The following is an 11,307-nucleotide window of genomic DNA, read 5'->3' as shown; positions in this document are numbered from 1 at the left end:
TGCCTTATCCTACATCCATTCTTTAAGTACCGCTTGGGCATATTCCTGAAGTTTAGCATATTGCTTAATTTCTCCAGTATGTTCTTCTTTCTGGGATAGGGTGAACTCTTGCGGTTTTTCCATATTGATTTCCGCTTCACAGCGGTAAACATAGCTGGCATTCCCAATTAAATCAATGGACTGCCTGCCATTCTTCTCATGAACTACACAGCGCACTTTTCCGCCATTATTGTATACTTCAACAGGCTCTTCGATTTTATTCAGCCCATTCATGCAAGTGACAAGTGTTGAAGCGGACATGGCTGTACCGCAGGCATTGGTGAATCCTACTCCCCGCTCAAATGTCCTTACATAAATATGCCCTTTTTTTAGCGGCTTTACAAAGCTGACATTTACTCCATCAGGAAAGAAATCATTCGGCCCGTTCAAATATTCACTGATCTTTTTTTGCAGGTCAGATGTAATTTGCTCTTTCTCCACAATGGAAACAAAATGGGGATTAGGGACTGCTAAGGCCGTAAAAGCTAATTCCTCTGAGATCCCGCTGACTTTTTCATTAATTATAGTATCTTTATCGAGAACTAAAGGAAGATCCTTCAAATCGAATGAAACAGGTGATATTTCAACAAGATAAGTTGGAATGTCCTCAAAGATGTCCTCTTGCTTTTTTACCTGCAAATCCGCTTTCATGGTTTCAATGATGGCTTCTTTTAGACCAAGAAGTTCACATACATAACGGGCAACGCATCTTAATCCATTTCCGCACATTGATGCTTCTGATCCATCCGGATTAAAAACACGCATCCTTGCATCTGCTTTTTCACTTTTTAATACGAAAAGAATTCCATCTGCACCAAGTTCAGTGCTGCGGTCACATATTGCTTTGGCAAGCTCAGCACGATTCTCTTCTGTAAAATTATACGTATGGGAAATTTCATCTATTATAAAGAAATCATTTCCTGATCCATGACATTTCAGCAATTCAATGTTCATAATAATACCTCCAAACCATTTGTAGCCCAACTTATAAATAAGAGTGCCATAAAAGCATTTATTATTCAATAATTGTTTTCCCTATTATATTATTAACTAATTAGAAAATTGATAAATTCCGTCATTTAGGGAAGTGGCCGATATTAATACTGATCTTTATACATTTAAATTTTTCATCCAGCGGATCGAAGAGTTTGGCAGCGTTATTAATGAAAAAAATGCCTTTGTAGAAACAACGGCATTTTTTAAAAATACAATTGTATATGAAGGGATTATCCGGGTCCGTTTTAATGACTATGGGATTTTTCCCTTCCCCGAGGACCTTTCCCAGGCAGACATTCCGGTATCTGCTAAAAGGAATATGGCCGCAGAAATGAAAAGATATATTAAGCCGCAGAAAAAATATCTATAATAGCACAGCGGCTAACATATTAGCCCGGTTTGCCGGTATATTTTTTAGGAGAAAATCGGCTGCCTTGCTACAAACACTTCCATTGACATACCTCCGAAAACCCCATATTACTATAGACCTATATTAACTCGTGTATCGAAACTTGTTGAACAAAAAGAATTTTTATATTTTTATACAAAATTCACCAGTTTTCTTTGTTAAGAAAAAAGAAAAAGGATGCCCCAAATAGGGCATCCCAATATATCTATATTAACTAATGACATGAAAAACAAAGTTGAATAAAAATAAAGCAGCTATGACATACAATGCAAATGAAACTTCCTTTGCTTTGCCAATCGAAATCTTTAAGATTGGATAAAGAATAAATCCAATGGCAATGCCGTCCGCAATACTATACGTGAACGGGATCATGGCAATGATAAAGATAGCTGGAAAGCTTTCGCTCATATCCTTTAAGTCAAGATTACGGATGTTTTGAAGCATCAGTCCGCCAATAATGATAAGAATAGGCGCAATTGCACTGTTGGGAATCAATTTAATAACAGGGATAAAGAATGCGGATAGCATAAACAGGAATCCAGTTGTGACTGCTGTCAATCCTGTACGTCCGCCGGCAGCCATACTCGCTGCACTTTCAACCGTTGCTACAGTCGGGCTTGTCCCAAAAATTCCTGACAATAATGCAGAAACCGAAGTTGCCTGAAAAGCACGCTTAAACTGTTCCGGCCTATTAATAAAACCAACATGACCGTGAACTAATCCGATATTTTCAAAGACAAGAACCATTGTCAATGAAAAAATGGCAATCCAAAAAGTGACGGAAAGTAAGTTATCGAATGACATCGATCCAAATACTTCCATATAATCGGAAAGAGCAAACGGCTTTTCCTCGGTACTTTGCACATTAATCAGCCCAAAAGCCCATGCTATCAATGTTCCTGCTACAACAGTAATCAAAAAGTTGCCAGGCACATTGCGCATAAATAAAATAATGGCAAGCAGGAACGTTAAGATGGTTGCAAGCACTTGCGGGTCTCCAAGCTCACCCATAGCAATAATGGAGTTTGTCCCTTTTTCAACGATTCCGCCCTTTTCAAGTCCGATCAGCATCAAGAAAAGTCCGAGTCCCACTGTTATTGCTTCTTTAAGTGAATGTGGAATCGATTCGCTTAATGTCTTTGCGAATCGCGAAAAAGCCACGAATACAAAGATCAGACCAGATATAAAGACAACAGCCAATGCTTCCTGCCAGGATAAGCCCATCGATTGGACCATTGTATAGGAAAACAAAGCGTTAATTCCCATTCCAGGCACAAGGAGAATCGGTACATTTGCCCAAAACCCCATAATCAAACAGCCGACAACCGATGTTATAATGGTTGCAAAAATGGCTGCCTCCAGCGGAATTCCTGCTTCAGAGAGAATTAGAGAGTTAACTGCGATAATATAAACAATCGTAAAAAAGCCGATTGCCCCAGCCATAACCTCCCTTTTTACAGTTGTTCCATTTGAATCAAGCTGAAAAAGCTGGTTAAACCACTTATTCATATATACTACCTATCTATTCAATTAGCCCTCTCCCTACCCGCTCTCCCCGTATACATCTCCCTCAGTTAAGAGTGATCACTAAAAAGTACGGGTGAGCCACAAGCAGTATTTTATCAAAAAAAACTCATTCTGCCAATAGAAAGGTCAGACGTCTGCCCATAAATTTTTAAAAAAACCGGCGGAAATCCCCCGCCGATTTTGGTAGATATTGCAACCGGGCAAGACAATTGCACCTGGAAGCACACTCTTATTCTCATGCCGGCAAAAAATCCGGAACATTATTCACCTTCGGATAATTGTCTGTAAAGGTTGCCCATTTCAATAGCTCCGACAGCCGCTTCCCATCCTTTGTTTCCAGCTTTGGTGCCTGCCCGCTCAATTGCCTGTTCAATCGTGTCAGTTGTAAGAACACCGAAGATAACAGGAACACCGCTTTGCAATGCTGTGCTTGAGACCCCTTTAGCCACTTCGCCGCTGACATAATCAAAATGCGGAGTTGCTCCGCGGATCACTGTGCCAAGGGTGATGACTGCATCATATTTTCCGGATTGGGACAGCTTTTTAGCTGCCAGAGGGATTTCGAATGCTCCAGGAACCCACACAACTGTCACATCTTCTTCGCTTACTCCGTGGCGCTTGAGTGCATCTTCCGCTCCGCTTAAAAGCTTGCCCGTAATGAATTCATTAAAACGCGATACTACAATGGCCATTTTTAATCCTGTTCCTACTAAATGTCCTTCGATTACCTTTTTCATCTCTAATCGCTCCCTTAAAATTGTAATAAATGCCCAAGTTTTGTTTTCTTTGTTTTTAAGTAATTTTCATTTTCAGATTTGGCAGGCATTTGAAGAGGAACCCGTTCGGATACCTCCAGCCCGTAACCGCCCAATCCAGCAATTTTGCGGGGATTATTGGTTAGCAGACGCATTTTTTTTACTCCCAGATCCCTAAGGATTTGTGCACCTACCCCATAGTCGCGTAGATCGTCCTTAAATCCGAGCTTATGATTTGCTTCAACTGTATCGTAGCCCTCTTCCTGCAGCTTATAGGCTTTCATTTTATTGATCAGTCCGATGCCGCGCCCTTCCTGTCTCATATATAAAAGGATTCCCCGGCCTGCCTCTTCAATCTGTGCCAGCGCTGCTTCAAGCTGCGGCCCGCAGTCACAGCGGTTGGATCCAAATACATCTCCAGTCAGACACTCCGAATGCACACGAAGCAATACTGGTTCACGTTCATCGATTTCTCCCTTTACAAGAGCTACATGGTCTTTTCCATCGACAGTGTTTGTATAGCCTACTGCTTTAAAGTCTCCAAATTCTGTTGGAAGCTGTATCTCCACTTCCCTTTTGACAATGGAGTCATGCTTCAATCGATACTCTATCAATTGCTGAATAGTAATCATTTTCAAATCAAACTTTTCAGCCACTTTTTCCAGATCATCCACTCGAGCCATCGTTCCATCGTCTTTCATTATTTCACAGATTATCCCGGCTGGTTCAGCACCTGCAAGACGTGCCAGATCGACCGCGGCCTCAGTATGGCCTGCACGCCTTAAGACTCCTCCTTTTTTGGCCACTAGCGGAAAAACATGTCCCGGCCGTGAAAAGTCTGCAGGTTTAGCGTCGTCCTCAAGCATTTCTTTTATCGTGAATGCACGCTCAAATGCACTGATGCCTGTAGTGGTTTTTACATGGTCAACACTGATTGTGAAAGCTGTTCCATGACTGTCAGTATTCACTTCTGCCATTGGATTCAGTTCCAATTTTTCAGCCAGTTCCTCAGTGATAGGTGTACAAATCAGGCCTCTGCCTTCTTTGGCCATAAAGTTGATCGTGTCCGGTTTCGCATATTCCGCGATTGCAAGGAAATCCCCTTCATTTTCCCTGTCTTCATCATCACAGACAATGATGACTTTTCCTGCTTTTAAATCTTCTAATGCCTCATTTATATCACTGAACATGTTTGATTGACCCTCCTTTTGCTAATTATAAGAAGCCGTTCTCCTTAAGGAATCGCTCTGAAACTCCTTCTTTAGGCGATGAGGTTTCCTGCTGCCTGTTCATGAAGGAATATAGATATTTAGCCAGCATATCGAACTCGAGGTTAACAATGTCTCCCGCTGCTTTGAAGCCGAGTACCGTTTCACTTGCTGTGTGGGGAATGATCGAGACAGTAACAGTATTGTCTTCATTGCCGAAAACAGTCAGGGAAATCCCATCCACGGCAATTGATCCCTTCATGATAAGCAAATGGCTTAATGCAGGAGGCACAGATATTTGTATATAAATGGCGTTTTCACTCGCTGTTTTTTTTAGAATCTGACCAGTTCCATCAATATGCCCTGTCACAAAATGTCCTCCAAAGCGGCCATTTGCCGACATCGCCCTCTCCAGATTGACTTTTGTTCGTTCTTTAATGGCAGAAAGCGAAGTACTTTTGAATGTTTCAGGCATGACATCTGCTGAAAATTCATTTTTCGCAAATTCCGTAACTGTAAGGCACACGCCGTTTACCGAAATGCTGTCCCCCAGTTGAACATCTGTTAAAACTGTGGATGCCTGAATTGTCAGTTTCATGGCCTTGCCTTGCTGAACCACTTTTTTTACTGTTCCCAGTTCCTCAATAATTCCAGTAAACATTACTCCTTGGCCTCCCTCAGCGGTTTTGCGGTAATTCTAAGGTCTCCGCCAATCTTTTCAATTTCTGTGAATTCCAGTGCAGGGGCATCTTTTACATAGTTGGCACCATCCCCGCCAATAAATGGAATCGCCTTATTGCCCCCGATAATTTTAGGAGCCATATAAAGGATTATCTGCTGAAAGAAACCGCTATTTATAAATGAAGCATGGATCTCTGATCCGCCTTCAACAAATAAAGTCATGATGTTTCTTTCACCTAAATTTCTTAATACTTCTTTAATCGGCACCTCATTAGCAGAAAAAGAAAAAACTTCAGTATTATACTTCTTTAGCTCTTCTGCCTTTGACCGATCTATTTCGCAGCCGGTAAAGATTATGGTCTTTACAGACTGATCCCGGATGACATTTGCGTCAGCGGGAATTCTCAGATTTGTATCTAATACAACTCGAATGGGATTTTTTCCGCCTTGGGGCAGCCTGGCGGTTAAAAGGGGATTATCGTGAATGATCGTATTTACACCTGTAAGTATTGCGTCATGTTCATGCCGTAGCCGATGCACATCCTGCCTGGATTCTGGAGAAGTAATCCATTTGCTGTCACCGGTTTTTGCAGCTGTTTTTCCATCAAACGATGAAGCTGCTTTAATGGTTACATATGGTGTCTTTGTTTTTATAAAATGGAAAAATGGTTCGTTTAGGGCATCTGCTTCCTCCTTCAATAAGCCGGTCACCACTTCAATCCCGGCATCCTGCATTCTTTCAATTCCTTTGCCGGAAACTAAAGGATTCGGATCGGCAGAAGCAATAAAAACCCTATTAATTCCTGAATTAATTATTAAGTCTGCGCATGGCGGAGTCCTGCCAAAATGGCTGCATGGCTCAAGCGTGACATAAATATCAGCACCTTTAGCCTTATCGCCAGCTGCAGCAATCGCATGGACTTCAGCATGGGGAGTTCCTGCTTTCAGGTGAGCACCCATCCCCAGAATTTCACCATTTTTAACAACAACCGCACCCACCTGCGGGTTAGGACTGGTTTGGCCTTTAGTGGCCGCTGCCAGGCTGATGGCTAACTTCATATATTCCTGATGGTTCAAATTATCTGGTTCCTCCTTCCCTTACAGTTTCTCCAAATTAAGTTTGAAACGGCAAAACCCCGTACACCAGCAAGGTGAAACGGGGCAAAATCACATGACGAAATAAGCGTTTAAAAAAGATTTTTTTGAACGCAGCACTATAATCATTCCTTCTCCCATCCAGACTTTCACTGTCGGCTTTGGAGTTTCACCAAATCCACCGTTTTCATTAGAAAAGCGCAAGCGCCTTGTTCACCCCCGACAAGCACAAGACGAGCCTCGCAGAAAAGGCGTCTTTTGCCTTTTTGGGAGGATTGGCTTGTGACCTCGAGGGGGTAGGCGCTGGAGCTAGACAATCATTAGAAAAGCGCATGTTCCTGCATCTCTGCTAATAAAACCGGGTCACGGACTAAGAGGGCGTACCCTCATCACCGCCGGTTGGGAATTTCACCCTGCCCCGAAGGAAATCCTATTCTATTATAAGAATCTTACCATGAATAGTCGGAATATACAAAGAGAATTGTTTATAAAGAATTGAAACTTTTGCTTTAAACTGACGTATAGGTAATTATAGAAGAAGGAGAGGAATTTAAATATGATTGAACCGAGGGAACTTCTTATAAATGAACTAAAAAAATGTGAAGAATGGGAAAAAGACCAAGGTGATTTATGGTTTTGGGAGAAGCTGGGAAGACTCCCTTTTAAGTTAATTGATAGATTCACACCGGAGTTCATACAAAAAAGGTTGGAGTGATTCTTGATGAGCTTGGCACATATATTCAATCAGGAGGAAGATATTTAAGTTCAGCTTCGGCGTTAAAGAACTATTATCCTGAACAAAATATTCATACCTTAGAGGATGTAGAAAGCCTGCCCATATCAAAGATGGATGAAGCCGCTGGAAAGCTAAGCTCAAACCGTAAAAGAACCGCTGCATTGCAAGGTGCCAGTACTGGGGTTGGAGGGATTTTCACCCTGACGATTGATATCCCTCTTCTACTTGGCATTCAGCTAAAAACCCTTCAGGATATCGCGATTTGCTATGGCTTTGATCCAGCTGATAAGAATGAAAGAATGTTCATCGTAAAAATTCTGCAATTTGTTTCCAGTGACATTGTAGGAAAAAAAGCCATTCTGCAGCAGCTTTCCATGTTTGGTTCTAAAGAAGCAGGAGCAAAAAGGGAAGTCGTTTCCGAGCTTCAGGGGTGGAGAGAAGTTGTGTTTTCTTACAGGGACCAAATTGGCTGGAAAAAACTTTTTCAAATGATCCCGATAGCCGGACTGCTGTTTGGGGCTTTCATAAATCGCTCAGCCGTAAATGATATTGCCGAAGCAGGCATTATGCTATACCGAAAAAGAGTAATCGTTAATCGTCTGCACCAGAATATGATTACAGAAATAAAACCGGAGAGCTGACAATGGCTCTCCGGTTTTATTTATGGAAGCTTTTTGATTTCCTTCTCCATATACTCTTCATTTAAAGCTCCCAAAACTTTCTCTCTAATAACACCATCGGAATCAATAAAATAGCTTGTAGGATAGGCCATTATATTATAGTCAGAACCTGCCTCGCCTTTTACATCCATAGGAATTGTAAAAGTCAGCCCCAGCTCTTTTACGAATTTCTCTGCGTCACCGCTATTTTTTTCAGTGTTTGTAAGATTGACTGCAAGAATATCGAAATTTTCATCTTTATACTTATTATACAGCTTCTCCATATGCGGCATTTCTGCACGGCAAGGAGGACACCAGCTTGCCCAGAAATTTAACAAAACTGCCTTGCCTCTATAATCGGAGAGTTTTACTGGGTTTCCTTCCATATCTGTCAGTTCAAAATCAGGAGCAAGGTTTCCTTTCTCCAAACCAACAGGCAAATCTTCAGGGTCTTCCATTTTATCGTATTTCTGCATTTGTCCGGCTTGCTCTACTACCCCTTTTTCCTTGAGAATTGTTTTGTCAACAATAAACAGCAAAAGGACAATAACTGCGGCTGCGAATAGAAACTTTTTCATTCCAACACCTCTATACTGATATCCCTATATTTAAACTGAACTTATCATACTATATGGGGAATATAGAATCTATAAATGTGCACTCTGTTTTAGTGATTGCGGTAAAGAAAAAGCGTCGCAAGAATGGCATATATTCTAAGCTTTTCTTTTGCTGTCAGACCCTCCTCAAAAGAAAGTACAGGTGTATTGGGATCCCTGAACTGCTGCCCCCATTCTAGCGGCATCCATCCTTTGCGAAGGCGCGCTATCCTATTTGATTTCTCATCAAGAACTTGAAAATCCGTATGGAAAAAGGTTTTAGGAATGGAATATCGATCACAGCCATTCTCATATACCAGTTTGGATCCATCTTTTTTATTTATGATTGTTTCTTTGCAGGAGTCTTTCACAAACGAAATATCAACGCCGTTTCTATCGATTAGGATTGATGCCTCCAGATTATTGTTATAATCATAGATACCCAGCCTTCTTGGAAAAAGACGGTCCAAAAAATAAGGCAAGAACCATCTAAACTTCCACATTTTCATATCCCTGATTTCACCAACCTGCCTTCCTTCCGGATCAAAAAGCACCATTCTAAGGGAAGGAGCCGGCATAAAAGCGATCATCAAATTTGACTGGCATAACAATGAGAGAAGGGCTTGTCTGCTATTATTGGAATTTCTCTCCACTATCTCGGCCGCCCTTTGCTTATTCAGCAAGTGAATTTGATGGCACAGAAAACTATATATGATGAAAGGGATTAGAAAAAGGATTAAATTCGTCCGTTGAGATTCTTTTATGAAAATCAATAGAAAGAAAAATGGAGGTACAAGTGCGGCCAGGCTCGCATTTATTGAGATGTCAGCTGTTTTCCGGTAATATTGCTGGATATTCATCAGTATGTCTCCCCCGCTATATGTATTTCTCTATATTCTATTAAATAGTTCCAAAAAAAATGAATTTTTGGGAGGATTTTTGGAGGGTACATATTGCCGCATCTGCAAATAGTCTGTTTGAGTTATTCGTTACCATCTTTATTCGCTGATTTTCCTTCAAATAAAAAAGCTGACGGAAACTTTCCGCCAGCTCGTTTGATGGAATTACTTTAAAGCATTAACCGCATTAATTAGCCCATGGCCAGATTGTTCGTCGTATCCAGGCTTGAAGATATCTTCTGATGAAGATTGAATGATCTGCTTTACTTGTGCAGGAGAGATTTGGTCTTTCCCATGTTTTGCGATAATAACACCAGCCAGGGCCGCAACTTTCGGAGCGGCCATAGAAGTACCGCCTTTATACCCATATCCGCCGCCAGGGATTGTTGCTAATGCCAAATAAGAATTGTCTCTGCCAGCTCCAGTATTTGGATCATAGTTTGGTCCCAAGTCTCCGCCAGGCGCCATGACATCAATTTTGCCGACACCGTAATTGGAATAGAAAGCAAGATTCTTTAAAGCTCCTCCAGCAGATACACGAATCATCAATTGACTGCTTGGGCTTCTGTGTGTTGCACCGTTATCAGAACCTGACAGCTGTCCCGGGCTCTTTAAATCAACAGCGTTATTGCCTGCAGAACCAACTACAGTAACACCTTTTTGAATCGCATATTTGATGGCTCTGTTAAACATCTGCACGTCCGCTACGGTTTCTTTCGTTGTATACTCGGGATTCTGGAACCAGTCATACCCGCCAAGAGACATGTTGACAACATCCACATTGTCGTCCGCAGCTGTTATTAAGGCTTCGGCGATATGGGAAGTCGCTGCACCGCCATCAGGGCCGAATACACGGTATGCTGCTACCTTCAAGTCAGGTCCGACACCCATGGTTCTTCCTTTTGCTGCAATGGATCCTGCAACATGGGTTCCATGGCTGTTTTCATCCATTGGATCCGGGTAGCCTGGAACAAAGGATTTACCGTATGCATAATTTTCTTTTAAATCTGGATGAGTATAGTCAATCCCTGTGTCAATTACACCAACAACGATATCTTTACCGTCAGCTGTCTTTCCAGTTCCTCCTGGAAGATTCCATGATGCACCATTATTTGTTACTTGTTTGATATCCCACTGCAGATTGTTATATAAATCAGCATTATCTAATGGAAGATCTGCATCTACTGCAGGAGCTTCGGGATAAATAACATTTTCAGCGCCAGCAGACAATACCAAGGAAGATTTCCTGATTTCATTAAGAAAATTAGGATTTGCTGATGAAACCTCAACAGCTCCTAATTTTTCGAGCTTATTCTCTATTTGTCCTCCAAATTTTTTCAATAGGTCTGTATAGCCTGCAGGAAGCTTTCCTTCATCTTTAAAAACGACTAAGTAACTCTTTTCAACCGTTTGGGCTTGTCCAGTGCTGACAGAACCCGCAAAAACGGCTGAGGCACATAATGCCAAACTTAATGTACCCGTTACGATACCCTTCTTGATATTCATTTTTTATTGAGACCCCCCTATATTTTCTAATTTTCATTATATTCGAAATAAAGATATCAACAATCTTTGTATTTCGACATGCCTTTCCGTCATTTCGCAAAAAACACTACTTAAAACCCATTACTTCTTTACATATTTTAAGTTTTTCCGGGTCTATTCGCTTGATTCTCAATCAAAAACTTTGCTTGCTCCCTGTCAGCC

General features: G+C 41.4%; 10 protein-coding genes and 1 pseudogene. 2 read left to right on the top strand and 9 right to left on the bottom strand.

The features are described from left to right. Nucleotides 1-9 precede the first annotated feature (9 nt). On the bottom strand, nt 10-993 hold the full coding sequence (dapF, locus tag MKY20_RS12445; protein ID WP_009332519.1) for a diaminopimelate epimerase: 984 nt from the start codon (nt 991-993) through the stop codon (nt 10-12). Between the two features lie 133 nt (nt 994-1,126). Here dapF and MKY20_RS12440 point away from each other — a divergent pair, with 133 nt between their 5' ends. Then, nucleotides 1,127-1,405: a hypothetical protein gene (locus MKY20_RS12440; RefSeq protein WP_009332520.1), complete on the top strand. Its 279-nt coding sequence runs from the start codon at nt 1,127-1,129 to the stop codon at nt 1,403-1,405. Between the two features lie 249 nt (nt 1,406-1,654). On the opposite strand, the gene MKY20_RS12435 is transcribed toward MKY20_RS12440, so the two are convergent. The 5 genes from MKY20_RS12435 to ribD all read right to left on the bottom strand — a co-directional run bounded on the left by MKY20_RS12435 (nt 1,655) and on the right by ribD (nt 6,692). After that, nucleotides 1,655-2,953, bottom strand: coding sequence for an NCS2 family permease (locus tag MKY20_RS12435; protein WP_009332521.1), 1,299 nt, complete (start codon nt 2,951-2,953; stop codon nt 1,655-1,657). A gap of 278 nt (nt 2,954-3,231) precedes the next feature. After that, nucleotides 3,232-3,708 carry a 6,7-dimethyl-8-ribityllumazine synthase gene (ribH, locus tag MKY20_RS12430; RefSeq protein ID WP_019379663.1) on the bottom strand — a complete coding sequence of 159 codons (477 nt, stop codon included), beginning with the start codon at nt 3,706-3,708 and terminating at the stop codon, nt 3,232-3,234. A gap of 14 nt (nt 3,709-3,722) precedes the next feature. Further along, the gene (locus tag MKY20_RS12425) at nt 3,723-4,916 is read right to left on the bottom strand and encodes a bifunctional 3,4-dihydroxy-2-butanone-4-phosphate synthase/GTP cyclohydrolase II (RefSeq protein WP_009332523.1); all 1,194 of its coding nucleotides are present in this window, start codon (nt 4,914-4,916) and stop codon (nt 3,723-3,725) included. A 25-nt stretch (nt 4,917-4,941) separates the two neighbouring features. Beyond that, nucleotides 4,942-5,595: a riboflavin synthase gene (gene ribE, locus MKY20_RS12420; protein ID WP_009332524.1), complete on the bottom strand. Its 654-nt coding sequence runs from the start codon at nt 5,593-5,595 to the stop codon at nt 4,942-4,944. After that, nucleotides 5,595-6,692, bottom strand: a complete 1,098-nt coding sequence (ribD, locus tag MKY20_RS12415; RefSeq protein WP_071157311.1) for a bifunctional diaminohydroxyphosphoribosylaminopyrimidine deaminase/5-amino-6-(5-phosphoribosylamino)uracil reductase RibD — start codon at nt 6,690-6,692, stop codon at nt 5,595-5,597. The genes ribE and ribD overlap by 1 nt, the downstream gene beginning before the upstream one ends. A gap of 574 nt (nt 6,693-7,266) precedes the next feature. Here ribD and MKY20_RS12410 point away from each other — a divergent pair. Next, nucleotides 7,267-8,087: pseudogene (locus MKY20_RS12410) on the top strand (EcsC family protein). A gap of 20 nt (nt 8,088-8,107) precedes the next feature. On the opposite strand, the gene MKY20_RS12405 reads toward MKY20_RS12410, so the two are convergent. From MKY20_RS12405 to MKY20_RS12395, 3 genes are all read right to left on the bottom strand, one after another. Further along, nucleotides 8,108-8,683, bottom strand: coding sequence for a TlpA disulfide reductase family protein (locus MKY20_RS12405; RefSeq protein ID WP_217026253.1), 576 nt, complete (start codon nt 8,681-8,683; stop codon nt 8,108-8,110). An 89-nt stretch (nt 8,684-8,772) separates the two neighbouring features. Further along, nucleotides 8,773-9,561 (bottom strand): hypothetical protein, encoded by a 789-nt coding sequence (locus tag MKY20_RS12400; protein ID WP_019379668.1) that lies wholly within the window; start codon nt 9,559-9,561, stop codon nt 8,773-8,775. 204 nt (nt 9,562-9,765) lie between these two features. Further along, a complete protein-coding gene (locus tag MKY20_RS12395; protein ID WP_217026252.1) occupies nt 9,766-11,106 on the bottom strand; it encodes a S8 family peptidase in 1,341 nt (446 codons plus the stop codon). Nucleotides 11,107-11,307: the final 201 nt, after the last annotated feature.

The organism is Cytobacillus sp. FSL W8-0315, from assembly GCF_038002905.1.
Classification (GTDB): Bacteria; Bacillota; Bacilli; order Bacillales; family Cytobacillaceae; genus Cytobacillus; species Cytobacillus pseudoceanisediminis.
This window is presented reverse-complemented; position numbering and strand designations above follow the sequence as displayed.